Source organism: Nocardioides taihuensis (assembly GCF_042657275.1).
GTDB classification, from domain to species: Bacteria; Actinomycetota; Actinomycetes; order Propionibacteriales; family Nocardioidaceae; genus Nocardioides; species Nocardioides taihuensis.
The window spans coordinates 64,916-91,197 of sequence record NZ_JBHSKD010000004.1; the positions used below are offsets into that span (position 1 = coordinate 64,916).

Consider the following 26,282-nt stretch of genomic DNA (forward strand, 5'->3'; position numbering starts at 1 on the left):
ACCAGCGCCCGCTAGGCCCCGCCGGTGCGGTCGGGCTTGTGGTCGTCGCCGAGGGCGGGCTTGGCGGGTTTCATCCCGATGATGCCGGGCTTGTAGTTGGGGTCCTCGAGCTCGGCGACGGTCGGCGAGCCGAACATCGGCAGGCCCTCCGTGCGCCGGATCAGGCCCCAGATGATCGGCACCAGCACGAGCATCGCGACGCCGACGAGAGCGACCAGCATCGGGTGGGTGTCGTCCTCGCCCGCGCCGAGCGGGGCCCAGCCGGCCTTGTCGAGCAGCGCGACGCCCGACATGGTCAGCACGATCACGATGCCGCGGCGGATCACCGACTGGGGCACGCGCGGGGCGATCTTGCTGCCGAGGATGGTGCCGGGGAGCGAGCCGATGATCAGCGGGATCAGGATCTCGAAGTCGAGCCCGTGCAGCGCGATGTTGGAGATCGCGGCGGCCAGCACCAGCGGCACCGCCTGCACCAGGTCGGTGCCGACGAGCTTCACCGCGGAGAGGCCGGGGTAGAGGATCAGCAGCGAGATCATGATGACCGAGCCCGAGCCGACGCTGGTGATGCCGACGAGCAGGCCGCCGAAGGCGCCGACGAGGATCGTCGGGATCGGGCGGATGTGGGGGTCGGGGTCGCCCGGCGGCACGCCGCGGCGCTCGCGGCGCAGGCCGATGTAGAGGCGCGCCGCGTAGGTCGCGGCGGCGAAGAGCAGCGCGAAGCCGATGCACATCTTGAGGACGTCGTCGATGTTCGCCGGATCGGTGAAGTAGGCGACGAGGTGGGGGCCGAGCAGCGCCATCGGCACCGAGCCCACGATCAACCACATCGCCAGCCGCATGTTGGGCGAGCCCTCGCGGTGGTGCACCACCGCGCCACCGCTCTTGTAGACCGCCGCGGCCGTCAGGTCGGCGGTGACCACGGTCGCCGCGTCGCCGACGCCGAGGAAGATCAGCGCGGGCGTCATCAGCGCGCCGCCACCCATCCCGGTGAGACCCACGACGATGCCGACGAAGAAGCCCGCCGCGAGGATCGCGAAGAAGGTGGTGGTGATCAGGTCACTCATGGGGCGATCATCCTTGTTCCGGAGAGGGCGGGAACGACGACGCGCAGCAGGTCATCAATTCCGGTTGCGCAGCGCGCGGCCACCTCTGGACCGCGCAGGTAGGGGTCGGCGACGTCGAGGGCCGGGTCGGCGTTGCCGCGGCGGTCGCCGAGGTGGTCCAGCAGCTCGGGCCCGGTGCGGCCGGAGCCGTCGGCGCGGACGGCCGCCGCGAGCTGGCCGAGGGTGAAGGTGCGGCGGGAGGCCGCCGGCCACTCGTCGAGGACGAAGGCGCGGTGGGCGGCCTCGGCGGTCAGCACCAGGTCGGCCTCCTCGACCAGCGCGCCGGTCAGCGGTCGGCTGCGGAAGCCGTCGGGGGAGATGCCGCGCTCGCGGAGGCGGTCGGCCATCTCCTCGCTCATCGGGTGGTCGGTGAAGCCGTGGGTGCCGGCGCTCGAGACCGCGAGCGCGTCGCCGACCTGGTGGCGGGTGAGCAGCTCCATGAACGGCGAGCGGCAGATGTTCGCGGTGCAGACGAAGAGCACGCGCAAGCGCGCGGCCCCGGCGGTCACGGACCGTCCCCGCCGGCGGCACCCCGGGGCAGGTGCAGGTAGCCCCGCTCCTCGAGCGCGGCGACGACGTCGCCGAGGGCGTCGTCGATGGTGCGGCCCGTGGTGTCGACGCGGACGGCCGGGTCGACCGGCTCGTCGTACGGCGAGGAGATGCCGGTGAACTCGGGGATCTCGCCCATGCGGGCCCTGGCGTAGAGGCCCTTGCGGTCGCGCCGCTCGCACTCCTCGAGCGGCGTGGCCACGTGGACGAGGAAGAAGGCGCCGCCGGCGTCCTCGACCATCGTGCGCACCTGCTCGCGGGTCTCGGCGAAGGGGGCGATCGGGCTGCACACCGCGATGCCGCCGTGGCGGGAGATCTCGGCGGCCACCCAGCCGATCCGGCGGATGTTGGTCTCGCGGTCCTCCTTGGAGAACGTGAGGCCGGCCGAGAGGTGGCGGCGCACGACGTCGCCGTCGAGACTGGTGACCCGGCGGTCGGTCTGCTCGAGGATGCGGTCCATCAGGGCGCGGGCGAGGGTCGACTTGCCGCTGCCGGAGAGGCCGGTGAAGAAGAGCACGAGCCCACGGTGGTCGGCGTGGGGCTGGTCGTGCCGCACGATCTCGGCGATCCGGCCGGAGTGGTGGTCGGCGGGCCCGGCGTCGCGGACCGGGTCACCGGCGGCGTAGTTCTCGACCACGCGGAGCAGCAGGTCGTCACCGTGCGCGGCGGCCGGCACCGCGACGACCGCGGCGTCGGGCAGCTGCGCGGCGGCGGTCAGGGACGCGCGCAGCAGGGCCGGAGCAGAGAGCTCGGGGGTGCCGTGGCCGACCAGCGCCAGCAGCACCAGGGGGCCGGCGCCGGCGAGCTCGGCGAGCTGGCCGTCGTAGAGGGCGTCGTCGACCGGCACGAAGGTGCGCCCGGCGTAGCGCTCGCGGACCTGCGCGGGGGTGAGGTAGAGCCGGCGGAAGGGGCCGTACTCCGGGTGGCTCAGTGGCGCCACCGCGCCGGTCGCGGTCGTCAGCGTCGCCAGCGGGAGGCCCTCGGGGTCGACGAGCTCGACCTCGGGCGCGTCGGCGAGGGCCGGCGGCAGCGTCAGGGTGACCGGGCTGCCGGGCTCGTTGAAGGCGCGGGTCGGGGCCAGGGCGCCGTTCAGCAGCAGCTCGAGGTCGTCGAGCTCTCCGGGCGTGGGGCAGTGCTGGGGCAGAGCAGGGGGCACGGGGGTCATCCTGCCAGCAGCCTCTCGCTAGCCTGCGGGCCATGCCCGCCACCCCTCCGTCCGCCCTGCCCGTGCCCGTGGCCGAGATCGTCCGCTCCGGGTTCGTCGAGGGGCACCACTACGGCTCCGTGGTGGCGCTGACCGCCGACGGGTCGGTCGACTGGTCGGTGGGTGCGGTGCACGCGCCGGTGCTGCCCCGGTCGTGCAACAAGCCGCTGCAGGCGCTCGGCATGGTGCGGCTCGGCCTCGACCTGCCGCCGGACCTGCTGGCGCTGGCCTGCGCGTCGCACTCCGGCGAGCCCTTCCACGTCGAGGGGGTACGGCGGATCCTCGCCGGCGCGGGGCTCGACGAGTCGGCGCTGCGCACGCCGGCCGACCTCCCGCTCGACGACACCGCGCGCGACCAGGTGCTGCGCTCGGGCGGCCGGGCCGCGCCGGTGCTGATGAACTGCTCGGGCAAGCACGCCGCGATGCTCGCCACCTGCGTGGTCAACGGGTGGGACACCGTCACCTACCTCGACCCCGACCACCCGCTGCAGCGGGGGATCGCCGCGACCTTCGCCGAGATGACCGGCGAGGAGGTCGAGGTCGTCGCGGTCGACGGGTGCGGTGCGCCGCTGCTCTCCACGTCGCTCGTGGGCCTGGCTCGCGCCTTCGCCCGGGTGGCGACGGGTGTCGACGGCTCCGGCGCGGCCGATGCCGATGCGGCGCGGATCGCGGCCGCGATCCGCACCCACCCGGCGTACGTCTCGGGGAGCGCACGCGACGAGAAGGCGCTGCTCGAGGCGATCCCGGGCGCGATCGGCAAGGCCGGGGCCGAGTCGTGCTACGCCGTCGCGCTGCCCGACGGGCGGGCGTTCGCGCTCAAGACCGACGACGGGGCCCCGCGGGTGCGGCCGGTGCTGATGGCCGAGGCTCTGCGGCGCAGCGGCGTCGACACCGAGCCCGGCGTCGACACCGAGGCGGTGCGGGCGACCGGTCGCGTGGTGCTGCTCGGGGGCGGCCGGCCGGTGGGGGAGATCCGCGCCTGCTACTGAGCCCCGTGGCGGGTGCGGTGCTAGCAGGCGGTGGGGGCCGGCGTACGGCGCGCACGGGTGTCGGATCGTGAAACACCTGAGAAACACAGGGCTTCCGTACTCAGCCAGTGTGGGGTGACTCACCCTTGTCTTGTTTGCAAAGTGCTAACTCTTGCTAGCACAATGGAGGCATGGCCAAGGGAAGAGCGACCAAGAGCGTCGACAAGGGTGTCGACAAGGCCGCCGAGAAGGCCGGCAAGGTCGGCACGAAGGTCGGCAAGACCGTCGAGAACCTCGGTGACTACCTCAAGGAGCAGCGGGTCGCCGCCCGCCTCTCCCTGCGGCAGCTCGCGGAGCAGGCCGGGGTGTCGAACCCCTACCTGAGCCAGATCGAGCGCGGCCTGCGCAAGCCGTCGGCCGACGTCCTGCAGCAGATCGCCAAGGCCCTGCGGATCTCCGCGGAGCAGCTCTACATCCGTGCGGGCATCCTCAGCCCCGAGGACGGCGTCGGAGGGTCGGTCGAGCTGGCCGTCCTCGGCGACACCGGCCTCACCGAGCGGCAGAAGCAGTCGCTGCTCGACGTCTACGCGTCGTTCCTGGCCCTCAACGCGGCCGCCGACGAGGCCGTCTGACCGGCCCCTCCCCCTGGCAGCTCACCTCACCCCCACCCGAAGGAGTTCACCATGCCGAACACCAAGTTCGACCTGAAGCAGCTGGACCTGCCGCAGCTCGACCTCAAGGTCGCGCGCGACAGCGCCACCAAGACCCTCTACGCCGGCGCCGGCGTGGCCGACCTGGCCGTCGAGGCCCTGCGCGAGTACCTCGCCGACATGCAGAAGAAGGTCGCGGGCGTCCAGAAGGACGTCACCACCCGTGTCGAGGACGTGCAGAAGCGCGCCACCAAGATCGAGCTCCAGCCCGCCGCCCTGCGCGAGCAGGCCACCACCGTGGTCAACGCCCGTGTCGAGGCGCTGAGCAAGGACGCCAAGGCCCGTCGTGCGGCCATCGAGGCCCGCGTCACGGAGCTGCAGGCCGAGGCCAAGGCCTACCCGGGCAAGGTCCAGTCGCGCGTGACCGAGCTGGTCAACGAGAACGTCGAGACCGCCGGTGACACCTACGGCGACCTGGTCAAGCGCGGCGAGGTGCTCGTGGCGCGGATCCGCCGCCAGGAGTCGACCCAGGCCACCAAGCGCGCGGCCGCCACCACGACCGCCAAGGCCAAGACCACCAAGACCCAGACGGTCAAGGCCACCCAGGAGACCGCGACCACCGCCAAGAAGTCGGCGAAGTCGACGGCCAAGAAGGCCTCCGCCAAGAAGGCCGCTCCGAAGAAGTCGGCGAAGGCCACCGTCACCGCCGCGAAGAAGACCGCCGAGTCGGCCGCCCAGGCGACCACCGACGCGGCCGCCAAGATCGGCGACTGATCTCGCCGCTCCGGCCCCGTGCCGGATGCACCACCCTCGTCCGAGGCCCCCGGGGAGCATGAGCCCGCGGGGGCCTCGGCACGTCCGGAGGTGGGTAGTCCCCGACGAGTTGGCCCCCTTACTCGCCAGTAGGGGGGCCAACTCGTCGGGGACTACCGAGCCCGCCCCGTACAGTTGCGCTCGTGAACGTCTTCCAGCTCGAGGGAACGGTGCTCATCGTCGTCGCCTTCGCCCTGCTCGCCGTGAAGGTCTTCGCGTTCGTGAGCTCGCTGATGTTCTCGACCGAGTCCTACAAGGCCGCCGACAAGCTGACCAAGCCCGCCTGGTGCATCATCCTCGGCATCGGCGTGCTCGCGCAGTTCGCACTGCTCGGGTCCCCGATGAACCTGATCAACCTCGTGCTGACGATCGCGGCGCTGGTCTACCTCGCCGACGTGCGCCCGGCGCTCGCGGGGCTCTACCGGCGCTGACTGCCCGGGACGACGACCTCTCCGGATTCGGCCCGGAGCACCGTGTCACGTCGATATCCTTGGCTGATGGCTCGCACGAGCCCAGCGCCCTGAACGGAGGCATCGTGACCGACTCTGCCGAACGCCCCTGGGGGTCGTGGCACGTCCTCGACGTGGGCGACGGCTACAAGGTCAAGCGGATCGTGGTGCAGCCGCACTGCCGGCTCTCCTACCAGACCCACGAGCACCGCAGCGAGCACTGGTTCGTGGTCACCGGCAAGGCGACCTGCACCATCGACGGCCAGGTCCGTATCGCCGGGCCCGGCGACTTCGTCGACGTCGCCGTGGGCCAGGCCCACCGGATCGCCAACGACGAGGACGAGGTCCTCATCGTGGTCGAGGTGCAGCAGGGCGCCTACACCGGCGAGGACGACATCTGCCGGCTCGAGGACGACTACGGGCGCCACGACGCCTGAGGCCTGCCCGAGGGTGGCGCGCTACTGCCCCCGCGCGGCGTACGCCGCCTCGGTGGCGGCCTTGTGGGGGCGCCACCAGTCCTCGTGGTCGCGGTACCACGCGACGGTCTCCGCGAGCCCGGTCGCGAAGTCGGCCCGCTGCGGGCGCCACCCCAGCTCCTCGCGCACCTTGGTCGCGTCGATCGCGTAGCGCAGGTCGTGCCCGGCGCGGTCGCTGACGAGGTCGTACTCGTCGCGCCCGCGGCCGAGCAGCTCGAGGACGTCGCCGACCACGTCGAGGTTGGAGCGCTCGCCGTCCGCGCCGATCAGGTAGGTCTCGCCGATCCGGCCGCGCTCGAGCACCGCCCACACCGCGGCGGCGTGGTCGTCGGCGTGGATCCAGTCGCGGACGTTGTGCCCGGTGCCGTAGACGCGGGGCCGCTCGCCGTCGAGCGCGGTGGTGATGGTGCGCGGGATGAACTTCTCCACGTGCTGCCAGGGGCCGTAGTTGTTGGAGCAGTTGGAGATCGTGGCCCGCACGCCGAAGCTGCGCACCCAGGCGCGCACGAGGTGGTCGGACCCCGCCTTGGCCGCGGAGTAGGGGCTGCTCGGGCGGTACGGCGAGTCCTCGGTGAAGCGGGCCGGGTCGTCGAGCTCGAGGTCGCCGTAGACCTCGTCGGTGGAGATGTGGTGGAGCCGGGTGTCGTGGCGGCGCGCGGCCTCGAGCACCGTGAACGTGCCGACCAGGTTGGTCTGGATGAAGGGGCCGGGCTCGTCGAGGGAGTTGTCGTTGTGCGACTCGGCCGCGAAGTGCACCACCGCGTCGTGCTCGCCGACGAGCCGGTCGACGAGGTGGCCGTCGGCGACGTCGCCGACCACCAGCTCCACGCGGTCGCCGGGCAGCCCGGCCAGCGACTCCTCCGACGCCGCATAGGTGAGCTTGTCGAGCACGGTGACCGTGACGTCGGTGTGCGCGAGGACGTGGTGCACGAAGTTCGCGCCGACGAAGCCGGCGCCTCCCGTGACGAGCAGGCGTTCCATTGGCGCGAGTCTAGGAGGCGCCACCGTCTGCAAGGATCGGCGCATGCGCGGGATCATCCTGGCCGGCGGGACCGGCAGCCGGCTGCACCCGATCACCCGGGGCATCAGCAAGCAGCTGGTGCCGGTCTACGACAAGCCGATGATCTACTACCCGCTCACCACGCTGATGCTGGCGGGGATCCGCGAGATCCTGGTGATCACGACGCCGCATGAGGCCGGTCAGTTCCAGGGGCTGCTGGGCGACGGGTCGGCGTTCGGCATCGAGCTCTCCTACGCCGTGCAGGCCAGCCCCGACGGGCTCGCGCAGGCGTTCCTCATCGGCGAGGAGCACATCGGCGCGGAGAAGGTCGCACTCGTGCTCGGCGACAACATCTTCTACGGCTCGGGCCTGGGCCTGACGCTGCGGCGGTTCACCGACGTCGAGGGCGCGGTCGTCTTCGGCTACCGCGTGGCCGACCCCTCGTCGTACGGCGTCGTGGAGTTCGACAAGTCCGGCCGCGCGATCTCGCTGGAGGAGAAGCCGGAGCACCCGCGCGGCAACCACGCCGTTCCAGGACTGTACTTCTACGACAACGAGGTGGTCGCGCACGCGAAGGCGCTGGAGCCGTCGCCGCGCGGCGAGCTCGAGATCACCGACCTCAACCGCCGCTACCTCGCCGAGGGCCGGCTGCGCGTCGAGCCGATGCCGCGCGGCACCGCCTGGCTCGACACCGGCACCTTCGACGCGCTCAACGACGCGAGCAACTTCGTGCGCACGCTCGAGGCGCGGCAGGGGTTCAAGATCGGCTGCCCCGAGGAGGTGGCCTGGCGGCTCGGCTTCATCGACGACGACACCCTCGCCGAGCGCGCCGCCGAGCTGACCGCGAGCGGGTACGGCGACTACCTGCTCGACCTGCTCCGCTTCGGCCGCTGAGGAGCTGGGGCCACGACCCGCTCAACGGGTGAGCCGCGCCCCCTGGCTCAGCCAGCGCTGCACGAGCCGGTGGGGTGAGGCGGCGTCGGGCTGCTGCGGGTGGTCGCCGGTGACGATGCGGGCCCGCGTCGTGGTGCCGTCCCACGGGTAGCCGCTGCAGCTGCCGGCCTCGGTCGCGAGGCAGGTGTTGTGCCCCTCGCCGCCCCAGGCGGTGTCGGTGCCGTCGCCGCCGTCGAGGACGTCGTTGCGCTCGCCGCCGAGCAGGTAGTCGTCCCCGCCGAGGCCCTGGGCCTGCAGGCGGCCCCACAGGACCTGGACGAAGTCGTCGCCCTCGCTGCCGGCGAAGGTCCACGGGCCGTCCCAGAGCGTGAACGCGGTGATGCCGGTGAACGTGGTCGTCTGGGTCTTGTCGCCGGCGGTCACCACCGACGTGCCGGCCGCCGCGTCCAGGGTGGCCGAGGGGGCGTCCGCGAACCACAGCTGGGGGGTGAGCTCGAGCTGGTTCTCGCCGGGTCCGCCGTCGATGACACCCGTCTCGCCGGGGGTGATCGGCCGTGACAGGTAGTCGGAGCCGGCCCCGCCGAGCAGCGTGGTGGTGATGTGGCTCCACGCGATCAGGAAGTCGTGACCGTCCCCGCCGGCCACCGTGTCGACGCCCGTCGTGCTGATGACCATGTCGTTGCCGGCGCCGCCGTCGAGCTCGTCGTCGCCGTGGTAGTCGAGCACGACGTCCGCACCCCCGCCGCCACGGGTGTGGTCGTCGCCGCGCAGGCCGTCGAGGACCTCGTCCGCGCGGGAGCCCTGCAGGACGTCGTCGTGGGCCGAACCGACCACTTCCAGCGACGGGCCGCGCACCACCACGTCGGAGCCCTCGCCGACGGCGGTGCGGGCGCGCAGGTCGACCGTCACGGCCCCGGCGCTGTGGCGGAAGCTGATGGTGTTGCTCCGGCGCACCCACACGCCCTCCTCCCGAGGCTGCAGGCCGGTGCTGAGGTGGTCGTCGCCCGGCCCGCCCTCGAGCAGGTCACCCGCCACGAAGGTGCGCCGCCGGCGCTCCTCGTGCGCGTCGCGCCCGCCGTACAGGCGGTCGGCCCCGTGCCCGCCGGCCAGGTCGTCGGCGCCGCCTCCGCCGCACAGCACGTCGTCGCCCGCGAGGCCCACGAGGGTGTCGTCGCCGCGCAGCCCGACGACCACGTCGGCGCCCCGGGTGCCGGTGAGCACGTCGTCCCCCGGCGTACCGACGACGGTCGCCGCGACCCCCCGGCACGTCCGCCCGGCGGCGTCCGGCGCCGCCGGCGCCGGACCTGCTGCCGCGAGCACCGACAAGGCCGGCACCACCACCCCGACGACCACGAACCTGCGCACCACGAGCTGCCCCCCAACGTCCACCAACGGTGGCGAGACTCTAGCCATCGGGCGGCCGGGGTGGGCGGGGACTGGTCACAGGAGCCTCACAAATCACGGGGTAACCCGTGGTTTGTCCGCTTCCGGATGGTTATTTCGGTGCGACAAGGCACAAACCACGGGTTACCCCGTGAATTGCACCGGACCCCTCAGTACGCCCCGCGGTGGAACACCACCGTGCTGAAGGTGCGGGCCAGGATCGTCAGGTCCTGCACCATCGACCAGTTGTCGACGTAGTAGAGGTCGAGGCGGACCGCTTCGTCCCAGGTGAGGTCGGAGCGGCCGGAGACCTGCCAGAGGCCGGTGAGGCCGGGGCGGACGTGCAGGCGGCGGGTCGTGTCGGAGGCGTACGCCGCGACCTCGCTCGGCAGCGGCGGGCGGGGGCCGACCAGGCTCATGTCGCCGCGCAGCACGTTGACCAGCTGCGGGAGCTCGTCGAACGACCACTTGCGGAGCCACAGGCCCGGGCGGGTGATCCGCGGGTCGTCCTTGAGCTTGAAGAGGCCCTCGGCGCCGTCGACGTACCCCTGCTCGGCGCGCAGCGCGGCGAGCCGGGCCTCGGCGTCGACGACCATGGTGCGCAGCTTGAGGCAGTCGAACTCCTGCCCGTGCCGGCCGATCCGGGTCTGCCGGAAGAGCACCGGCCCGTGGTCGTGGGCCTTGACCCGGATGGCGGCGACGAGCAGCACCGGGCTGAAGAGCACCAGCAGCAGGGCCGACCCGACGATGTCGAAGAGCCGCTTGCCCCAGCGGCTGGCGTCGGTGGCGCGGGGCGGCTCGAGGTGCATGAGGGGGAGGCCGCCGACCGGGCGCACCCGGATCCGGTCGCTGGAGACGTCGGTGACGCTGGGCGCGACGACCACCTGGACGTCGTGGCCCTCGAGCGCCCACACCAGCCGCCGCACGGTCAGCGCGGAGCCCGATCCCGAGGTCAGGAAGAGCACGTCGAGGTCGTCGTCGGAGGCGTGCTGGAGGGTGTCGGCGAGGTCGCCGAGCACCGCCACACCGCCCGGGGTCGCGCCGCCCGGCCTGCCGCCGGGAACGAGCGCGCCCACCACCTCGTAGCCCAGCCACGACTCGCGCCGCAGCACGCCGGCGAGCTCGTCGACGTTCTCGGGCTCACCGGTGAGCAGCACCTGGTAGCGCAGGAAGCCGGCCCGGCGGGCGCGGTGGAGCGCGCGGCGGTGGAGGTAGCGGCCGAGCACGAGCAGGGGCACGCCGATGCCGAAGGCGAAGAGGAAGAGGCCGCGGGAGAACTGGTAGCGCGCGAGGTAGCAGGTGACGCCGACGAGGCCGGCGGCGAGCAGGCTGGCGTTGACCACGCGCTTGTACTCGTCGGTGCCGGCCCCGAACAGGTTGGCGGCGTAGCTGCCCGAGAGCCACAGCGTGACCAGCCAGACGACCACGAGCGCCGGGCCGGTGAGGTAGAGGTCGGCGTCGTCGAGCTCGGTGCTGAAACCCGGTACCCGGTGCCGCAGCAACGTGGCGACCGCGGTGGCGACGGTGATCGCCAGGACGTCCACGACCAGCGCGACCGCCGGCACGTAGCGCAGCGGCCGGGAGGCGGCCGAGCTCATCGGCCGCCGCCGGACGGCGGGTCGAGGTCGGCGTCGACCATCCGGCCGACGATCTCGTCGAACGCCACGGTCGGCGCCCAGCCGAGCCGCTCGCGGGCGCGGCTGGCGTCACCGGTGAGGTCGGTGGGGTCGACCGGGCGCACGAACGCCGGGTCGACGGTGACGAGGTGGGGCCAGTCGTCGATACCGACCCGGGCGAAGGCGGCGCCGACGAACTCGCGCACGGTGTGGCCGACCCCGGTGGCCACCACGAAGTCGTCGGCATCGTCGGCCCGCGCGGCCCGCACCATCGCGTCGACGTAGTCGGGCGCCCAGCCCCAGTCGCGCCGTACGTCGAGGTTGCCGAGCGTCAGCACGTCGGCCCGACCCTGCGCGATCGCCGCCACCGTGGAGGTGATCTTGCGGCTGACGAACTGCGGCGGACGCCGCGGCGACTCGTGGTTGTAGAGCACCAGGCTGGTCGCGTGGAGGTCGCGGCGCCGGTAGACGCCGACCATGAGGTGGGCGTACGCCTTCGCTGCGCCGTAGGGGTTGACCGGGCGCAGCGGCGTCGACTCGTCCTGCGGGCTGGTGGCCGGCTCGCCGAAGATCTCGGCGCTCGAGGCCTGGACGACGCTGACCCGCCGGCCCGTCTTGTCCTGCACCTCCAGCGCGCTCTCGAGCAGGCCGACGGCGGCGAGCCCGTTGACCCGGGCGGTGAGGTCGGGGCGCTCCCAGGCCAGCGCGACCGAGCTGATCGCGGCGAGGTTGTAGACCTCGTCGGGGGCGAGCTCGAGCAGCAGCGCCCGCACCTCCTCGACGCGGGTCAGGTCGCCGGGGTGGAGCGTGACGCCGGGCAGGTCGGGCGGAGGGTCGGTCTCGAGCGTGAGCGCGTGAACCTCCACGCCGTCGGCGAGCAGCCGCTCCGCGAGGTAGCTGCCGTCCTGGCCGCCGATGCCCGTGACGAACGCGCGGCTCATGTCACCAGCCCTGTTGGGTCGCCTCGAGGTCGGCGTCGACCATCATCGCCACCAGGTCGCCGAAGGACACCCGGGGCTTCCAGCCGAGCACGTCGCGCGCCTTGCTCGCGTCGCCGACCAGCTGGTCGACCTCGGCCGGGCGCATGAACCGCGGGTCCTGCCGCACGTAGGGCGTCCAGTCGTCGATGCCGACGTGGGCGAAGGCGATGTCGAGGAAGTCGCGGATCGAGTGGGTCTCGCCGGTGGCGATGACGTAGTCGTCGCCGACCGGCTGCTGGAGCATCAGCCACATCGCCTCGACGTAGTCGCCGGCGAAGCCCCAGTCGCGCTGGGCGTCGAGGTTGCCGAGCACGAGCTCGTCCTGCAGCCCCAGCTTGATCCGGGCCACGGCCTGGCTGATCTTGCGGGTCACGAACTCCGGCCCGCGCCGCGGCGACTCGTGGTTGAAGAGGATCCCCGACGAGGCGTGCATGCCGTAGGACTCGCGGTAGTTGATGGTCATGTAGTGCCCGTAGACCTTGCTCACGCCGTACGGCGAGCGCGGCCACAGCAGGGTGCGCTCGTGCTGCGGCACCTCGGCCACCTTGCCGAACATCTCCGAGCTCGACGCCTGGTAGAAGCGCACCGACCCGGCGTCGTCCTCGTGGAGCCGCACCGCCTCGAGCACGTTGAGCACGCCGTGCGCGGTCACGTCGCTGGTGACGAAGGCGTTCTCCCACGAGTACGCCACGAACGAGACCGCGCCGAGGTTGTAGACCTCGTCGGGTCGGCTGTCGCGTAGCGCCCTCATCAGGCTCGAGAGGTCGGTGAGGTCGCCGTTGTGCAGCCGTACGTCGGGCAGCAGGCGGCGGACGAGCTCGCGCTTGGGGTTGTTCTGACCCCGGACGACACCGTGGACGTCGTACCCCTTGGCGAGCAGCAGCTCGGAGAGGTAGAGGCCGTCCTGTCCGGTGATCCCGGTGATCAAGGCGGTGGGCATGGCGCCGATCATGCCAGCCGGGAGGCCCGCCGCCGGGCAGGCCGGACGGCGGGTGGTGGCACAGCCCACACGGAACCCGGGTTCTGAGGCAGTAACGCGTTCTACGGCGCGGCGTTGATCCTCCCGCACACCGACGAGGCAGGAGCGGACATGCGAGGTCAGCACCGTGCGGGGTCGAGGCGAGAGGCACCCGGCCGGCACCGCGGCGCCCGCAGGCCCTGGCAGCCGCCTGCGGCCCTCTCCTCCGTGACCGGTGCTGCGGCCGCGGTCACGGTCGTCGTCGCCATCGCCCCCTCGGTCGTCTCGGGCGGCGGCGAGCGCGCCGAGGCGGTTCCCGGCGCCGACGGCTCCGCCCGGGCTCTCGTGTCGAGCTCCACGGCGGAGCCGGTGGCGGTGCGCTCCCGGCCCGCCTTCGCGGGACACCGAGCCGGGGGTGGCGACGGCCGGAGGGACACCCCGCTCGGGCCTGTGCCGAAGGGGCAGGCACCCGGCGAGCAGGTGCACCAGGCGTCCACGGGCCCGGCCCCGGGCTCTGGCGACGCCACGGCCACTGCCGGTGGTGACGGCGCGCACGATCATCAGTCGCCCGGCTCCGACGACGACACCGCGCTCGACGTGGAGGTACAGGTCGGTGACGACGAGGTCGTCGTCGACAGCGGGGTGACCGGGCCGGTCGAGGTGCCCCTGCCGCTGCCGAGCCTCGGCTCCTGAGCGCTGCTCAGCCGGGGTAGCGGTCGCCTGCGGCCTTGCGCGCCTGCCAGGCGCTCTCGACCATGTCGCGCAGCGTGTGCCGCATCTGCCAGCCGAGGTCGCGCCCGGCCTTGTCGCCGTTCGCGACGATCCGGGCGGGGTCGCCGGCACGGCGCTCGCGGACCTCGGGCTCGAAGTGGATGCCGGTCACCTCGCGGATCGCGTCCATGATCTGCCGCACCGACACGCCTTCGCCGCTGCCCAGGTTGTAGACGGGCTCGAGCGACCCGCCTGCGGCGAGCACCCGCGCCGCCTCGACGTGGGCGAGCGCGAGGTCGCTGACGTGGAGGTAGTCGCGCACGCAGGTGCCGTCGGGAGTCGGGTAGTCGTCGCCGTTGATCCGCGGCGTCTCGCCCCGGTAGAGCATGTCGAAGACGATCGGGAACAGGTTGTGCGGGCTGGTGTCGAACAGGTCGGGCGAGCCCGAGCCGACGACGTTGAAGTAGCGCAGCGAGGTGTGCCGGAGGTCCTGGGCCCGGGCGGCGTCGCGGAGCAGCCACTCGCCGACCAGCTTGGTCTCGCCGTACGGCGACTCGGGGCTGGTCGGGGTGTCCTCGGTGACCATGTCGACGTCGGGCGTGCCGTAGGTGGCGGCGCTGGAGGAGAAGACGATCTTGTCGACGCCGACGGTCTCCATCGCCTGCAGCAGGGTGACGGTGGCGGTGATGTTCTGGGTGTAGGTGTGCAGCGGGCGCTGCACCGAGACCCCGGCGTACTTGAAGCCGGCGAGGTGGATGACGCCCTCGACGTCGTGGTCGCGCAGGGTCTGCTCGACCAGCGCGCCGTCGAGCAGCGTGCCCCGGACGAACGGCACCCGCTCGGGCACGAAGGACTCCACGCCGGAGGACAGGTCGTCGATCACCACGGGGTCGATGTCGGCCTCGAGCAGGGCGTGGACGACGTGCGAGCCGATGTAGCCGGCGCCTCCGGTCACGAGCCAGGTCACGGGGGTCTCCTTCGGTCGGGGTGGCAGACGTCCACCGTAGCCGGATCGGCGCCGGTCGCTGCGGACGGCCTCGGGGCCACGTAGCCTCGACGGGGTGATCCCCGTCCTGCCCCACGCCCGCGCCGCCGTCGTCGCGACGGTGCTGCTCGCGGCGGTCGGCAGCAACGCCTTCGCGGCGCCGGCGTCGACGCCGGTCGTGGCCCCGGGCACCGACGGCCCGGGCTCCGTGTCGCTCGTGGCCGCCCCCGAGCTGCCCCTCGCCGGGCGGACCGTGGTGATCGACGCCGGCCACCAGCTCGGCAACCACAACTACCCACGCAAGATCGCGAAGCTGGTGCCGGCCGGCGGCTTCAAGAAGGAGTGCAACACGACGGGGACGGCGACCAACGCCGGCGTCCCCGAGGCCACGATCGCCTGGCAGGTAGCCCAGCGGCTGCGCGCCCGGCTGGTCGACCTCGGCGCCGACGTCGTCCGCACCCGCACCAGCAACCGTGAGGACCGCTGGGGTCCGTGCATCGACGAGCGCGGCCGCCGCGGCAACGCGATCGGCGCCGACCTCAAGCTGAGCCTGCACGGAGACGGGTCGTACGTCGCCCACGCGCACGGCTTCCACGTCATCGCGCCCACCAACCGCCCCCGCTGGACGGGCGACATCGCGAAGGCGTCGGTGCGGCTGGCCAGGGACGTGCGCCGCGCCCTCGTGGCCCGCGACCTGGCCGTCGCCAACTACGTCGCCGGCGGCGACGGGCTCGACCGCCGCGGCGACCTGGGCACGCTCAACCTCTCCGACGTCCCGACCGTGATGCTCGAGATGGGCAACCTGCGCAACCGCCACGACGCGCACCGGCTGACCTCGTCCCACGGGCAGCGGACCTACGTGCGGGGGCTGGTCGCCGCCGTCGAGCGCTACCTCGGCTGAGGGGCAGCTCGGTTCGACTAGGTTGAGCCGGTGCTGAGGGGGGAGGCGCTCGCGCCGCTGCGGGAGCGCAACTTCCGCTGGTACATCGCCTCCGAGGCCGTCAACCTGGCCGGCACGTTCATGACCAGCGTCGCCCTGGCCTTCGCCGTGCTCGAGGTCTCCGACGACCCGAGCGCGCTGGGCGTGGTGCTGGCGGCGAACTCGATCCCCCTGGTGCTGTTCCTGCTCTGGGGCGGGGTGATCGCCGACCGGCTGCCGCGGGCCCTGGTGCTGCGCGTCGGGCAGGTCGCGATCGCCGTGCTGCAGGGTTCGCTGGCGCTCCTGGTGCTCACCGGTGTCGCCGAGATCTGGATGATGGTCGTGATCGAGGCCCTCGCAGGGCTGACCATGGCGCTGGTGTTCCCGGCGTATGCGAGCCTGGTGCCGCAGCTGGTGCCGCGCGAGGAGCTCCAGCAGGCCAACGCGCTCAACGCCGTGCTCCGCAACGGGTTCCGCGTGCTCGGCCCCGCGCTGGGCGGCGTGCTGGTGGTGACGGCCGGGCCGGGGTGGGCGCTGGCCTTCGACGCCGCGACCTGGCTCCTGGCCAGCCTGTTGCTGGCGCCGGTCAAGATCCCCGCGGCCGTCCGCACGGAGCGGTCCTCGACGTGGAGCGACCTGCGCGAGGGCTGGTACCTCTTCACCGGCACCACCTGGCTCTGGGTCGTGGTGCTCGCCTTCGGCGCGATGAACGCCATCTCGTCCGGCGCCTGGAGCACGCTCGGCCCGGTGCGCGCCGACGAGACCATCGGTGCCGACGGGTGGGCCTGGTCCTGAGCGCGCAGGCGATGGGCCTGCTGGTCAGCAGCCTGGTCTTCCTGCGCGTGCGCCTCGAGCGGCCGCTGCTGCTCGGCATGCTCGGCATGGCGGGCTACGGCGTCCTGATCGCGACGTACGGCCTGACCGACGAGCTGGCGCTGCTGATGATGATCGCTTTCGTCGCCGGGGCCGGCACCGAGGTGTTCGGGCTCGGCTGGGCGCTGGCGATGCAGGAGAACGTCGACGACCGGATGCTCTCGCGCGCCTACTCCTACGACGCGCTCGGCTCGTTCGTGGCGATCCCGGTCGGCCAGCTCTTGTACGGACCGCTCGGCACGGCGTACGGGCTGGCCGACGTGATGGTGGTCAGTGGCGTGCTCTACGTGGTGATCGCGCTGAGCACGCTGCTGTCGCGCTCCGTGCGCACGCTGCCCCGCGCCGCGGAGTCCGAGACCACCCGGACCTGACGAGGAGGTGTCAGTCAGCGCAGCGGGATCCGGTAGACGGCGTCGACGTCGTGCGCCGTGATCCACACAGATCCCTCGTCCGCAGCCACGCTGCCGCTGCCTTCGGGCATGCCGTACCGCGCGACCTCGGTGTTCGTGTCGGGATCGATCTCGGTCACCAGCGAGGAGGTCACCCGGGCCCAGACGGAGCCCCCGCCCACGGCCAGGTCACCGCCGTTCACGACCCCCTGGTCGACGGGGATGGTGGCCACGACCTCATCGGTGCGAGCGTCGACGCGGGTGACGGTGCCGTCGGTGTTGTTCTGCACCCAGACAGCGCCTTCGCCGATGTCGAAGAAGCGCGCGCCCGCCCCGGTGGGGATCCGCGCGAGCACGTGCCCGTCGGCCGGGTCGACGTGGAGCAGCTGGCCGTTGGACGGGTCGGTCACCCAGACTCCTCCCAGACCCGCGCGGACCCCCGCGACCGTCAGGGGCATGCGGTGCCGACTGACCACCCGGTCACGGCGCGGGTCGATCTGCAGGAGCTCCTTGTCTCCCGTTCCCGACGCCGCGATCACCCAGACGCTCCCCTCGCCGGCGCCGACCGACCCCTCGGGCACGAGCCCGAGGCCCGGTGGCAGGGGGATGCTCGCCTCGACCTCGCCGGTCGCGAGATCGATGCGCAGCACCTCCGGGGAGCGGGAGCAGACGCCCACCCAGAGCGAGCCGTCACCGACATCCATGGCCAGGCAGCTGCCGGGCCGGGCCGGAACGCGTGCGGTCTCGCGGCCCCGGTCGTCCAGCCGGACCACCGCCCCCGGCACGGCCGTCCAGGCTGCGCCGTCCACGACCTGGATCCAGTCAGCGTCGGCGACGTCGAGCCTGGCTCCACCCGCTGCCCCGACGTCCTGGACCTCCGGGAGGTCGGTGGGCTCCACGCCGAGCGTGGCCCCACCGGGCGTGGGGTCGGAGCTGGCAGCCGACCCGGAGGCCGGCGAGCTCCGCGCTGCCGTCCCCGGCGAGTCGTCCGCCGACGAGCAGCCGCCACCGATCACGGCGAGCAGCACCACGAGCGGGGCGGTCACCCTCATGGTCCGACGGTACGGCGGGATCCGCCGCAGGCATAGGGTCCCCGCATGGACCTCACGCTGACCCAGGAGGAGAGGGAGGTCCGCGACTGGGTGCGGACCTTCGTGACCCGCGAGATCATGCCGCTGGAGCCAACGGTGCTCGAGCGCGAGCGGCGTGGCGAGCGGGGGCTCACGCTCGAGGAGCTGCGCGGGCTGCAGGCCAAGGCCCGCGAGTCCGGCTTCTTCGGCGTGCTCACCCCCGAGGAGCACGGCGGGATGGGGCTCGGCGCGCTGATGGCGGCGCTGATCGAGGTCGAGTTGGGCCGCTCGTTCGTGCAGTTCAAGTTCGGAGGGGACGCCGACAACATCCTCTTCGCGGCGAACGACGAGCAGCAGGAGCGCTACCTGCGCCCGACCATCGAGGGCGAGAAGGTCAGCTGCTTCGCGATCACCGAGCCCGGCGCGGGCTCCGACGCGCGCAACATCCGCACCCGCGCCGTCCGCGACGGCGACGAGTGGGTGATCAACGGCGAGAAGACCTTCATCACCGGCGGCGACGTCGCCGACTTCGCGCTGGTCTTCGCGGTCACCGACGTCGAGAAGGGCGCCGACGGCGGCGTCACCTGCTTCATCGTCGACCGCGAGACCGGCTGGACCTCCGCGCCGATCCCGACGATGGGCGAGTGGGGCCCCGCCTCGCTCTCGTTCCAGGACGTGCGGGTGCCGCACTCGGCGATCCTCGGCGAGGAGGGCCGCGGCTTCGAGCTCGCGATGCGCTGGATCGGGCAGGGCCGCTACCTGCTCCCCGCCCGCGCGCTCGGCGCCTGCGAGCGGCTGGTCGAGATGGCGATGGAGCACGCGCAGAACCGCGAGACCTTCGGCGCCCCGATCGCCACGCGGCAGGCGATCCAGTGGATGATCGCCGACTCCGCGGTCGAGATCGAGGCGCTGCGCTGGCTGGTGCTCGGGGCCGCCTGGCAGGTCGATGCCGGGATCGACTCGCGGCAGTCGCAGTCGATGGCCAAGCTCTACGGCGGCGTCAAGGCCAACGAGATCGTCGACCGGGTGCTTCAGGTGCACGGCGGCATGGGCTACACCCGCGAGCTTCCGGTCGAGCGGTGGTACCGCGAGCTCCGCGTGCTGCGGATCTACGAGGGCACCGACGAGATCCAGCGCCGCACGATCGCCCGCAACCTGCTCGCGGGGCACGCCTCCGTCCGCGGACACCTCGGTTGAGATTTCAACCTCGTCGCTAGGGTTTCGGGGTGAACCGGGGTGCCTCGAGCGCGGTGGGAGCGGACGTGTGGTCGCGCACCCACACCCACCACTGGGACGACTGGACGCTCGACTCCCTCGTCGGCGCCAAGGTCGCCTCCGGCGCGACCGTGAGCCTCGTCGTCCCGGCACGCAACGAGGCCGCGACCGTCGGTGACGTGGTCACCCGCGTCCGCGAGGCGCTGGTCGAGACCGTCGCGCTGCTCGACGAGATCGTGGTGATCGACTCCGACTCCACCGACGAGACCTACGCCGTGGCCACCGACGCCGGGGCCACCGTGCACCGGTCGGCCGAGATCCGCCCGGACCTCGGGAGCCACCCGGGCAAGGGCGAGGCGATGTGGAAGTCGCTCTTCGTCACCGCCGGCGAGCTCGTCGTCTTCATGGACGCCGACCTCCTCGACTGGGACACGCACTTCGTGCCCGGGCTGCTCGGGCCGCTGCTGACCCGTCCCGAGGTCGCGCTGGTCAAGGGGTTCTACGAGCGCCCCGGCCAGCGGGGCTCGCTCGACGGCGGCCGGGTGACCGAGCTGGTCGCCCGCCCGCTGGTGGCGCTGCTGCATCCCGGCCTGGCCGACCTGGTGCAGCCGCTGGCCGGCGAGTGGGCGGTGCGGCGGTCGCTCTTCGCCTCGCTGCCGGTGCCGACGGGGTACGCCGTCGAGCTCGCCGCGCTCGTCGACACCGAGGCCCGGTTGGGCCTGCAGGCGATCGCCCAGGTCGACCTCGGCACCCGCGCGCACCGCCACCAGGCGCTGCACGACCTCGGGGGCATGGCGACCCAGATCCTCGCCGCGTCGCTGGCGCGGCGTACCGACGCCGACCTGCCCCTCGACGGCGCGGTGCTGCGCCAGTTCGTGCTGCCCGGCCTGGTGCCGGCCGACCGCGTGGTGCCGACCCTCGAGCGCCCGCCCGCGGAGAGGTACCTGCCGTGACCCTGCGCCTGCGCCGGCACGCCTTCGCCGACGACGCCTCGCTGATGATGGCGATCGTCAACCGGACGCCCGACTCCTTCTACGACAAGGGCGCCACCTGGGCCGAGGAGAAGGCCTTCGAGCGGGTCGCGCTCGTCGCGGCGCAGGGCGCCGAGATCGTCGACATCGGCGGCATCAAGGCCGCGCCGGGCGTCGAGATCGGCGCGGCCGAGGAGAAAGCGCGGGTCGTCGACTTCGTGGCCCGCGTGCGCGAGGAGCTCCCCGACCTCGTGATCTCGGTCGACACCTGGCGGGCCGAGGTGGCCGACGCCGTGTGCCGGGCGGGCGCCGACGTCATCAACGACGCCTGGGGCGGCGCCGACCCCGAGCTGGTCGACGCCGCGGCGGCGCACGACGCCGGACTCGTCTGCACGCACACCGGCGGGGTGACGCCGCGGACCCGCCCCTACCGCATCGAGTACGACGACGTGGTCGCCGCCGCGATCGCCGACACCGTCGCCTACGCCGAGCGGGCCGTGGCCGCGGGCGTGGACCGCGCGTCGGTGATGATCGACCCGGCCCACGACTTCGGCAAGAACACCTTCCACTCCCTCGAGGTGACCCGTCGCCTCGGCGAGATGGTCGCCACCGGCTGGCCGGTGCTGGTCTCGCTGTCCAACAAGGACTTCGTCGGGGAGTCGCTCGACCTCCCCGTCGGCGAGCGGCTCACCGGCACCCTCGCCGCAACCGCGGTCTGCGCGATGGCCGGCGCCCGGGTCTACCGCGTGCACGAGGTCGTCGAGACCCGCCAGACGGTCGACATGGTCGCCACCATCGCCGGCCGCCGCCCGCCGCAGCGGGCGATCCGGGGGCTCCAGTGACCGAGACCCGGGTGGTGCTGGTGCCGGGCGTGCTCGCGCTGATGCCCGAGTACGCCGGGCTCGACGACCCCGTCGCGGACCTGCGGGCCGCCTGCCTGCGGGCCGTCGCCTGGCTGGGGGAGTCGGTCGAGGTCGTCGCCTCCGACCAGGGCCGCCGCGTGGCCGACCACCTGCTCGGCGTGGCGCCGCCCCGCGACGGTGACCACCCGTCGTACCTCGTGGTGGGCAACGGGAGCGCCTGCCGCACCGAGAAGGCCCCGGGCCACCTCGACGAGCGGGCGGCCAGCTTCGACGACGCCCTGTGCGCGGCGCTGACCGCCCCCGACCCCGCGGCCCTCGCCGCCGTCGACCAGGTGCTGGCGGCCGAGCTGTGGGCCGACACCGGGTCCTTCCCGCGCCTCGCCGAGCTGCTGACCCCCGACGCCGAGGTCAGCGTCGACCTCGACGACGACCCGTTCGGGGTGCAGTACTGGGTGCTGCGCTGGCAGGTCTGAGTCGGCGCTGCAGTTCGCCCCGAGGTCGATCTCTCCAGCGACGCCGTCAGCGGTGCCAGTCGCAGTCGTAGCACTCGAACGAGATGTCGGGCCGGCCGAGGATCTCAGCCGTCCAGGCGGTGAGGGCTTCGTCGATCGCCCGTGGTGTCCATGCGCCTTCGGTGCGGACCTCCGTCCCGGTGCGGGCAGCGACGTCGTGCAGGCGGCGCAGCTGGCTCGGGGAGGGGTCGTCCCCGACGGGAACGACGACCCGTGGCGGACCGCACGATGCCGGCCCTGCAGGTGCCTGGCCCCTGAGCCGTTTCCACCCACGCTCCGACTGCGCGTCCGGCTGGTCGTCGGACGTCGGTGGCACGAGCGTCCAGACGTCCACGTCGTGGTCGATGACCACCGCTCGTGTCGACAGGCGCGAGCCTCGGGTCCACGTGTCCGCGTCGGCGCACGAGGAGTCGAGGACCAGGAAGAGCCACCAACCGTCGCCGGCGTCGAGGTACCCGGGCACGGACGGGACCCGACCGGGCGGCCAGGCCGCGTAGACGTCCAGCCACTCGGAGTAGACGTGGTCGACGGTCAGGTCGTGGACGGTCCACCAGCACACGGTGCAGCCGGCCGGTGCCGCCGCCAGCCTGGCCCAGACCTCGAGCGGCTGCTCCTCGAGGTCGGCGGGGAAGCGCACCCCGCGCTCCTCGAGCGACTCCAGGAACGTGCGCCGGGAGAACGGTCTCAGCGGTGGCACCGAGCCGGGGCCCACTTCCTCGACGGCCAGCTGGGCCGCCTCCATGGTCGCGCGCTCGTCGCGGCGTCGGTACTCCCTGGACCAGAAGTACCCGAGGACGACGACGACGTTCAGCAGCAGCACACTCCACCACGGGATGTCGGGCACGGCCTCCACCTCCCACCCGGCGCGCCCTGCGCGCCCGACGCGCACGGGCGTGCGCGGCGCTGCCTCGGGCCCGAGTCTCCTCGGCCGCTGCCGACCGCGTCAGCAGCGGGGGCCCGACCTCCGACACCCGGCTGGACCAGCTTCCCGGCGTGACCCGCCCCGTCGTGCGCCGGGGGCGGAATGAACCCGGACGACGAGGAGTTGCCACAGGAATGCCGCTCCACGACTCCCGCCGCGTCTCCGTGCTGCTGGGCCTGCTCTTCGGGCTCGCCGGCATGGGGTCGTCGTCCGCGGCGATCGTGCTGCCGACCATGGCCGACGACCTCGGCGTCCCGATCGGTGTGGCCGCCTGGACGATCAGCCTCTACGTGCTGATGCTCGCGGTCACCACCGCGGTCTACGGCCGGGTCTCCGACCTGGTCGGCATCCGCGTGCCGCTGCTGGTCGGCATCGGGCTGATGACCGGCGGGGCCCTCGTCGCGTCGCTCGCCCCGTCGTACGGCGTGCTGCTGGTCGCGCGCATGTGCCAGGGCGCCGGCGCCGCCGCCGTGCCGACCCTGGGCGTGGCCATCCTGAGCACGCGGTACGCCGGTGAGGTGCGGAGCCTCGCCTTCGGCCGGCTGGCCGGGATCGCGGCCGCCGTGAGCTGCCTGGGCCCGCTCGCCGGAGGCGTGGTCGAGGAGCACCTCGGCTGGCGCGCGGTGATGGCGCTGCCGATCCTCGGGGCGGCGGTGATCCCGTTCCTGTGGCACACGCTGACCGGCGAGGGGACCGGTGCCCGGCTCGACGTGCTGGGCGCGGTGCTGGTGGCGCTGACCGCGGGCGGCCTGGTGCTGCTCGTGCAGTCGCCCACCGTCGGGGCCGCCGTGGCCGTCGTCGGCGGGCTGCTCCTCGTGCTCGGCGTCCCCACGGTGGCGCTGTGGGTGCGGCGCCGGCCCGACGGGTTCCTGCCGGTCGAGGTGGTGCGCAACCCGGCCGTGATCCGCTCCGCGGTGGCCGCCGCGGCCGTGCCGGCCGCGTGGTTCGCCCAGCTCGTCGGCGTGCCGGCGGTGCTGGTGCACGTCGGCTGGCAGCCGTGGGAGGTCGGCGCGCTGCTGCTGCCCAGCGCGGCGTTCGCGCTCGTGGTGCCGCGCATCGTCGGCCCACTGCTCACCCGGATCGGGGCGGCGCGCAGCCTCGCCGTCGCCGGTCTGATCGCCTCCGGAGCCCTGGTGCTGGCCGCGATCGGCACCTCGGCCGTGCTGCCCGTCGTCCTCGTCCTGGCCGTCGTGCTGGTCACCGTGGCGTTCGGCCTCGGCCAGCCGGCCCTGAGCGCGGCCGTCGGCGACGCCGTCGACGAGGACGTCCGCGGCGTGGCGCTCGGCATCGCCACCCTGCTCTTCCTGGTCGGCGGCAGCGTCGGCTCGGCGGTGGTGGCCGGGCTCGGCGACGTGATCGGCGTGCCGGCCAGCCTCGGCGTGCTCGCCGTACTCCCGCTGCTCGGTCTCGTCGTCCTCGCGCCGCAGCTCCGGCGCACCCGGGTGCCCGTGCTGGTGTCCTAGACCTGCCACAGTGACCACCGTGCAGGTGGGCATGACGATGCCGGTGATGGAGCCGGACCTCGACGCGGTGACGCTGGAGGCCTGGGCGCGCGCGATCGACGAGGGGCCCTTCGCGTCGCTGTGCTTCGGCGAGCGGGTGGCCTTCGACAACCCCGAGACCCTCACCCTCCTCGGGGCGTGCGCCGCCTGGACCGAGCGGGTGCGGCTCGTGACCACCGTCGTCGTGCCGCAGCTGCACGACCCGGTGCGGCTGGCCAAGGCGCTGGCCACCGCCGACGTGCTCAGTGCCGGACGGCTCACGGTCGGCCTCGGCGTGGGCGGGCGCGAGGAGGACTACGTCGCCGCCGGCGCCGACCCGGCCACGCAGACCATGGGCGAGATGGCCGCCCGGGCCGGCGTGATGCGCCGGGTCTGGGCCGGGGAGAAGGTGCGCGAGGCGACGCTACCGGTCGGGCCGCCCCCGGTGCAGCCCGGCGGCCCCCGGCTCCTGGTCGGCACCATGGGCCCGCGCACGATCCGTAGCGCGGCCGCCTGGGCCGACGGCCTGGCCGGCGTCACCCTCGACCTCGACACCGCGGCCGCGGCCGACCTCTTCGCGCTCACCCGCGCGGAGTGGGCCGCCGCCGGCCGGCCGGCGCCTCACCTGTCGACGTCGTTCTGGTTCGCCCTCGACGACGGCGACGGCAGCGCCCGCGCGCAGGTGCACCGCCACCTGCGCCACTACATGAACTGGCTGCCCGTCGACCTCGTCGACGCCCTGGCCCCCACCACGGGGTTCGCCGGCACGCCGGACGACCTGCACGTGACGCTGGCGGCGTTCGCCGAGGCGGGTGCCGACGAGGTGCACCTGATCCCGACCGGGCGCGACGTGGCCCAGGTGGCGCGGGTCGCCGAGGTGGTGGCGGCAGACTGGCCGCCATGCGCCTCCTGACCGCTCCCGACCGTCCGCCCTCCGACGCCGAGCTCTCCGAGGACGACCTCCGCGAGCTGTACGCCGTGCCCCGCCACCCGTGGGTGCGCGCCAACATGGTCGCGACCGTCGACGGCGCCGCCGCGGGCGACTCGGGACGCAGCGGCTCGATCAACAACGACGTCGACCGCCGGGTCTTCGCGCTGCTGCGCTCGTCCGCGGACGCCGTGGTGGTCGGGGCGGGCACGGCTCGCGCCGAGGGCTACCGCCCCACCGACCGGCCGATCGTGCTGGTGAGCCGCCGCGGCGAGGTCCCCGAACGGCTGCGCGACGCCGCGCCCGGGCAGGTGCTGCTCGCGACCTGCGCCGCGGCCGAGGGTCTCGAGGCTGCGCGGGAGACCCTCGGCGACGAGCACGTGCTGGTGCTCGGCAGCCACCGCGTCGACCTCGCGCGGCTGGCCGACGAGCTCGCCGGGCGCGGGCTGGCCGACCTGCTGTGCGAGGGCGGCCCGCACCTGCTGCGCGACCTGCTCGACCAGGGCGTGCTCGACGAGCTCTGCCAGACCGTCGTGCCGCGCCTGGTCGGCGGCACCCACCCGCGGATCCTCGACGGCCCGCCCGTCGACGCCGGCCTGCGCCTCCACGTGCTCCTCGAGCACGACGGCACGCTGCTCGGGCGCTGGCTGGTCGATCCCCCAGGTTGGGCAAAGTCTTGAGTGTTCGGGCTCAGGCCCCCGAGTCCCCGACCTAGGCTGCGCGCGTCTCGACCGGTCCGCGGGGGAGGAGGTGGAGATGCGCGTCGACTGGGTGCCCTACTCGGCCGCCTCGCTCGTCGCCGGCGCCGCCGCGCTCGCCGTGGCCCTGGTGCTGGTCCCGGCCCCCGGCGCGGTCCTGCCGCCGTACGACACTGCCGCCGACGTGCAGTGGGTGGTCGTCGCCTGCCTCGTGCTGCTCGCGGCGGTCCTGCTCCTCGGGGGCCTGCCGGTGACGCTCACCCTGATGCCGGGGCGCCGCCGGCGCCGGCTGGCGCTGGTCGCGGTCGGGCTGCTCACCGCCGGCTGCCTGTCCCTGGCGGGCTACGCGATGGCGCTCGTGGTGGCCCGGGCGTTCGTCGTCGAGGGCGGCACCGGCGAGGCGGCGTACGACGCCGCCCTCGAGAGCCCCCCGATCGCCTTCTTCGCCACCGGCGGGGCGGTCGTCTTCCTCGCCGGGCTGCTGCTGCTCGCCGTCGCCCTGGTGCGGGCGGGCACGGTGCCGCGCTGGATGGTGGTGCTGCTGTTCGCGCCGGTGCTGCTGCTCCCCGCGGGCGTGCTGCTCGCCGTGCCCCTCGCGGTGGCCGGCACCCTCGCCCTGACCGTCGCGCTCGCCGGGCTGGGCATCCACGCCAACCACCGCGTCGCCGTACCGCTCTCGGCCTGACGCGTGTCGGGTCGTGT

General features: G+C 73.4%; 29 protein-coding genes. 18 read left to right on the plus strand and 11 right to left on the minus strand.

The window, feature by feature from the left end; translation table 11 throughout:
- Nucleotides 1-11 precede the first annotated feature (11 nt).
- The 3 genes from ACFPGP_RS03400 to cysC are packed head-to-tail and all read right to left on the minus strand — an operon-like array spanning nt 12 to nt 2,808.
- A complete protein-coding gene (locus ACFPGP_RS03400) occupies nt 12-1,064 on the minus strand; it encodes a sulfite exporter TauE/SafE family protein (RefSeq protein ID WP_378586892.1) in 1,053 nt (350 codons plus the stop codon).
- On the minus strand, nt 1,061-1,612 hold the full coding sequence (locus ACFPGP_RS03405; RefSeq protein ID WP_378586894.1) for an arsenate reductase/protein-tyrosine-phosphatase family protein: 552 nt from the start codon (nt 1,610-1,612) through the stop codon (nt 1,061-1,063). Before ACFPGP_RS03405 ends, ACFPGP_RS03400 begins: the two co-directional genes overlap by 4 nt.
- The gene (gene cysC / locus ACFPGP_RS03410; RefSeq protein WP_378586897.1) at nt 1,609-2,808 is read right to left on the minus strand and encodes an adenylyl-sulfate kinase; all 1,200 of its coding nucleotides are present in this window, start codon (nt 2,806-2,808) and stop codon (nt 1,609-1,611) included. Before cysC ends, ACFPGP_RS03405 begins: the two co-directional genes overlap by 4 nt.
- Nucleotides 2,809-2,849: 41 nt before the next feature.
- Here cysC and ACFPGP_RS03415 point away from each other — a divergent pair, with 41 nt between their 5' ends.
- From ACFPGP_RS03415 to ACFPGP_RS03435, 5 genes are all read left to right on the plus strand, one after another.
- Complete coding sequence (locus tag ACFPGP_RS03415) at nt 2,850-3,845, plus strand: asparaginase (protein WP_378586900.1); 996 nt, start codon at nt 2,850-2,852, stop codon at nt 3,843-3,845.
- A gap of 170 nt (nt 3,846-4,015) precedes the next feature.
- Nucleotides 4,016-4,456 (plus strand): helix-turn-helix domain-containing protein, encoded by a 441-nt coding sequence (locus ACFPGP_RS03420; RefSeq protein WP_378586903.1) that lies wholly within the window; start codon nt 4,016-4,018, stop codon nt 4,454-4,456.
- A 51-nt stretch (nt 4,457-4,507) separates the two neighbouring features.
- Nucleotides 4,508-5,248 (plus strand): hypothetical protein, encoded by a 741-nt coding sequence (locus ACFPGP_RS03425; protein WP_378586906.1) that lies wholly within the window; start codon nt 4,508-4,510, stop codon nt 5,246-5,248.
- A 182-nt stretch (nt 5,249-5,430) separates the two neighbouring features.
- Nucleotides 5,431-5,718: a DUF2516 family protein gene (locus ACFPGP_RS03430; protein ID WP_378586908.1), complete on the plus strand. Its 288-nt coding sequence runs from the start codon at nt 5,431-5,433 to the stop codon at nt 5,716-5,718.
- A gap of 104 nt (nt 5,719-5,822) precedes the next feature.
- A complete protein-coding gene (locus tag ACFPGP_RS03435) occupies nt 5,823-6,173 on the plus strand; it encodes a phosphomannose isomerase type II C-terminal cupin domain (protein ID WP_378586911.1) in 351 nt (116 codons plus the stop codon).
- A gap of 21 nt (nt 6,174-6,194) precedes the next feature.
- On the opposite strand, the gene rfbB is transcribed toward ACFPGP_RS03435, so the two are convergent.
- Nucleotides 6,195-7,193, minus strand: a complete 999-nt coding sequence (rfbB, locus tag ACFPGP_RS03440; RefSeq protein ID WP_378586914.1) for a dTDP-glucose 4,6-dehydratase — start codon at nt 7,191-7,193, stop codon at nt 6,195-6,197.
- A 43-nt stretch (nt 7,194-7,236) separates the two neighbouring features.
- Here rfbB and rfbA point away from each other — a divergent pair, with 43 nt between their 5' ends.
- Nucleotides 7,237-8,106 (plus strand): glucose-1-phosphate thymidylyltransferase RfbA, encoded by an 870-nt coding sequence (rfbA, locus tag ACFPGP_RS03445; protein WP_378586917.1) that lies wholly within the window; start codon nt 7,237-7,239, stop codon nt 8,104-8,106.
- A 21-nt stretch (nt 8,107-8,127) separates the two neighbouring features.
- On the opposite strand, the gene ACFPGP_RS03450 is transcribed toward rfbA, so the two are convergent.
- The 4 genes from ACFPGP_RS03450 to gmd form a co-directional block, all read right to left on the minus strand.
- The gene (locus ACFPGP_RS03450; protein ID WP_378586920.1) at nt 8,128-9,495 is read right to left on the minus strand and encodes a hypothetical protein; all 1,368 of its coding nucleotides are present in this window, start codon (nt 9,493-9,495) and stop codon (nt 8,128-8,130) included.
- Between the two features lie 164 nt (nt 9,496-9,659).
- Entirely contained in the window at nt 9,660-11,087 is a 1,428-nt protein-coding gene (locus ACFPGP_RS03455) for a sugar transferase (RefSeq protein WP_378586922.1), read from the minus strand.
- Complete coding sequence (locus ACFPGP_RS03460; protein WP_378586925.1) at nt 11,084-12,046, minus strand: GDP-mannose 4,6-dehydratase; 963 nt, start codon at nt 12,044-12,046, stop codon at nt 11,084-11,086. Before ACFPGP_RS03460 ends, ACFPGP_RS03455 begins: the two co-directional genes overlap by 4 nt.
- A gap of 1 nt (nt 12,047) precedes the next feature.
- Nucleotides 12,048-13,025, minus strand: a complete 978-nt coding sequence (gmd, locus tag ACFPGP_RS03465) for a GDP-mannose 4,6-dehydratase (protein ID WP_378586927.1) — start codon at nt 13,023-13,025, stop codon at nt 12,048-12,050.
- Between the two features lie 246 nt (nt 13,026-13,271).
- Between gmd and ACFPGP_RS03470 the strand changes: the two genes are divergently transcribed.
- The gene (locus tag ACFPGP_RS03470) at nt 13,272-13,736 is read left to right on the plus strand and encodes a hypothetical protein (RefSeq protein WP_378586930.1); all 465 of its coding nucleotides are present in this window, start codon (nt 13,272-13,274) and stop codon (nt 13,734-13,736) included.
- A 7-nt stretch (nt 13,737-13,743) separates the two neighbouring features.
- On the opposite strand, the gene galE is transcribed toward ACFPGP_RS03470, so the two are convergent.
- Complete coding sequence (gene galE / locus ACFPGP_RS03475) at nt 13,744-14,721, minus strand: UDP-glucose 4-epimerase GalE (protein WP_378586932.1); 978 nt, start codon at nt 14,719-14,721, stop codon at nt 13,744-13,746.
- A gap of 94 nt (nt 14,722-14,815) precedes the next feature.
- On the opposite strand from galE, the gene ACFPGP_RS03480 reads away from it, so the two are divergent.
- The 3 genes from ACFPGP_RS03480 to ACFPGP_RS03490 are packed head-to-tail and all read left to right on the plus strand — an operon-like array spanning nt 14,816 to nt 16,902.
- Nucleotides 14,816-15,640 carry an N-acetylmuramoyl-L-alanine amidase family protein gene (locus tag ACFPGP_RS03480; RefSeq protein ID WP_378586934.1) on the plus strand — a complete coding sequence of 275 codons (825 nt, stop codon included), beginning with the start codon at nt 14,816-14,818 and terminating at the stop codon, nt 15,638-15,640.
- A 30-nt stretch (nt 15,641-15,670) separates the two neighbouring features.
- Complete coding sequence (locus tag ACFPGP_RS03485; RefSeq protein WP_378586936.1) at nt 15,671-16,453, plus strand: MFS transporter; 783 nt, start codon at nt 15,671-15,673, stop codon at nt 16,451-16,453.
- Nucleotides 16,438-16,902 carry an MFS transporter gene (locus ACFPGP_RS03490; protein ID WP_378586939.1) on the plus strand — a complete coding sequence of 155 codons (465 nt, stop codon included), beginning with the start codon at nt 16,438-16,440 and terminating at the stop codon, nt 16,900-16,902. The genes ACFPGP_RS03485 and ACFPGP_RS03490 overlap by 16 nt, the downstream gene beginning before the upstream one ends.
- A 14-nt stretch (nt 16,903-16,916) precedes the next feature.
- Here the strand turns inward: ACFPGP_RS03490 and ACFPGP_RS03495 are convergent, their stop codons facing one another.
- Entirely contained in the window at nt 16,917-17,972 is a 1,056-nt protein-coding gene (locus ACFPGP_RS03495; protein ID WP_378586942.1) for a Vgb family protein, read from the minus strand.
- A 45-nt stretch (nt 17,973-18,017) separates the two neighbouring features.
- Here ACFPGP_RS03495 and ACFPGP_RS03500 point away from each other — a divergent pair, with 45 nt between their 5' ends.
- Genes ACFPGP_RS03500 through ACFPGP_RS03515 form a run of 4 tightly spaced genes read left to right on the plus strand, consistent with a single transcriptional unit; the run spans nt 18,018 to nt 21,512 of the window.
- A complete protein-coding gene (locus ACFPGP_RS03500) occupies nt 18,018-19,187 on the plus strand; it encodes an acyl-CoA dehydrogenase family protein (RefSeq protein ID WP_378586944.1) in 1,170 nt (389 codons plus the stop codon).
- A 29-nt stretch (nt 19,188-19,216) separates the two neighbouring features.
- Nucleotides 19,217-20,158 (plus strand): glucosyl-3-phosphoglycerate synthase, encoded by a 942-nt coding sequence (locus tag ACFPGP_RS03505; RefSeq protein ID WP_378586947.1) that lies wholly within the window; start codon nt 19,217-19,219, stop codon nt 20,156-20,158.
- Nucleotides 20,155-21,018: a dihydropteroate synthase gene (gene folP / locus ACFPGP_RS03510; protein WP_378586950.1), complete on the plus strand. Its 864-nt coding sequence runs from the start codon at nt 20,155-20,157 to the stop codon at nt 21,016-21,018. The genes ACFPGP_RS03505 and folP overlap by 4 nt, the downstream gene beginning before the upstream one ends.
- A complete protein-coding gene (locus ACFPGP_RS03515; protein WP_378586952.1) occupies nt 21,015-21,512 on the plus strand; it encodes a class III extradiol ring-cleavage dioxygenase family protein in 498 nt (165 codons plus the stop codon). Before folP ends, ACFPGP_RS03515 begins: the two co-directional genes overlap by 4 nt.
- Nucleotides 21,513-21,558: 46 nt before the next feature.
- On the opposite strand, the gene ACFPGP_RS03520 is transcribed toward ACFPGP_RS03515, so the two are convergent.
- Nucleotides 21,559-22,395, minus strand: coding sequence for a hypothetical protein (locus ACFPGP_RS03520; RefSeq protein WP_378586955.1), 837 nt, complete (start codon nt 22,393-22,395; stop codon nt 21,559-21,561).
- Between the two features lie 212 nt (nt 22,396-22,607).
- Here ACFPGP_RS03520 and ACFPGP_RS03525 point away from each other — a divergent pair, with 212 nt between their 5' ends.
- From ACFPGP_RS03525 to ACFPGP_RS03540, 4 genes are all read left to right on the plus strand, one after another.
- A complete protein-coding gene (locus ACFPGP_RS03525; RefSeq protein ID WP_378586958.1) occupies nt 22,608-23,936 on the plus strand; it encodes an MFS transporter in 1,329 nt (442 codons plus the stop codon).
- Between the two features lie 10 nt (nt 23,937-23,946).
- The gene (locus ACFPGP_RS03530) at nt 23,947-24,867 is read left to right on the plus strand and encodes an LLM class flavin-dependent oxidoreductase (RefSeq protein WP_378586961.1); all 921 of its coding nucleotides are present in this window, start codon (nt 23,947-23,949) and stop codon (nt 24,865-24,867) included.
- Nucleotides 24,855-25,562 carry a dihydrofolate reductase family protein gene (locus ACFPGP_RS03535; RefSeq protein WP_378586963.1) on the plus strand — a complete coding sequence of 236 codons (708 nt, stop codon included), beginning with the start codon at nt 24,855-24,857 and terminating at the stop codon, nt 25,560-25,562. The genes ACFPGP_RS03530 and ACFPGP_RS03535 overlap by 13 nt, the downstream gene beginning before the upstream one ends.
- A 76-nt stretch (nt 25,563-25,638) precedes the next feature.
- Nucleotides 25,639-26,265 carry a hypothetical protein gene (locus tag ACFPGP_RS03540; RefSeq protein WP_378586965.1) on the plus strand — a complete coding sequence of 209 codons (627 nt, stop codon included), beginning with the start codon at nt 25,639-25,641 and terminating at the stop codon, nt 26,263-26,265.
- The last annotated feature ends 17 nt before the right edge of the window (nt 26,266-26,282 follow it).

Excerpts from the sequence above, each read along its gene's own strand:
- ACFPGP_RS03400 (WP_378586892.1), bottom strand. The coding sequence starts at position 1,064 with ATGAGTGACCTGATCACCACCACCTTCTTCGCGATCCTCGCGGCGGGC.
- ACFPGP_RS03415 (WP_378586900.1), top strand. The coding sequence starts at position 2,850 with ATGCCCGCCACCCCTCCGTCCGCCCTGCCCGTGCCCGTGGCCGAGATC.
- ACFPGP_RS03420 (WP_378586903.1), top strand. The coding sequence starts at position 4,016 with ATGGCCAAGGGAAGAGCGACCAAGAGCGTCGACAAGGGTGTCGACAAG.
- ACFPGP_RS03425 (WP_378586906.1), top strand. The coding sequence starts at position 4,508 with ATGCCGAACACCAAGTTCGACCTGAAGCAGCTGGACCTGCCGCAGCTC.
- rfbB (WP_378586914.1), bottom strand. The coding sequence starts at position 7,193 with ATGGAACGCCTGCTCGTCACGGGAGGCGCCGGCTTCGTCGGCGCGAAC.
- rfbA (WP_378586917.1), top strand. The coding sequence starts at position 7,237 with ATGCGCGGGATCATCCTGGCCGGCGGGACCGGCAGCCGGCTGCACCCG.
- ACFPGP_RS03455 (WP_378586922.1), bottom strand. The coding sequence starts at position 11,087 with ATGAGCTCGGCCGCCTCCCGGCCGCTGCGCTACGTGCCGGCGGTCGCG.
- ACFPGP_RS03460 (WP_378586925.1), bottom strand. The coding sequence starts at position 12,046 with ATGAGCCGCGCGTTCGTCACGGGCATCGGCGGCCAGGACGGCAGCTAC.
- gmd (WP_378586927.1), bottom strand. The coding sequence starts at position 13,025 with ATGCCCACCGCCTTGATCACCGGGATCACCGGACAGGACGGCCTCTAC.
- ACFPGP_RS03495 (WP_378586942.1), bottom strand. The coding sequence starts at position 17,972 with ATGAGGGTGACCGCCCCGCTCGTGGTGCTGCTCGCCGTGATCGGTGGC.
- ACFPGP_RS03500 (WP_378586944.1), top strand. The coding sequence starts at position 18,018 with ATGGACCTCACGCTGACCCAGGAGGAGAGGGAGGTCCGCGACTGGGTG.
- ACFPGP_RS03525 (WP_378586958.1), top strand. The coding sequence starts at position 22,608 with ATGCCGCTCCACGACTCCCGCCGCGTCTCCGTGCTGCTGGGCCTGCTC.
- ACFPGP_RS03535 (WP_378586963.1), top strand. The coding sequence starts at position 24,855 with ATGCGCCTCCTGACCGCTCCCGACCGTCCGCCCTCCGACGCCGAGCTC.
- ACFPGP_RS03540 (WP_378586965.1), top strand. The coding sequence starts at position 25,639 with ATGCGCGTCGACTGGGTGCCCTACTCGGCCGCCTCGCTCGTCGCCGGC.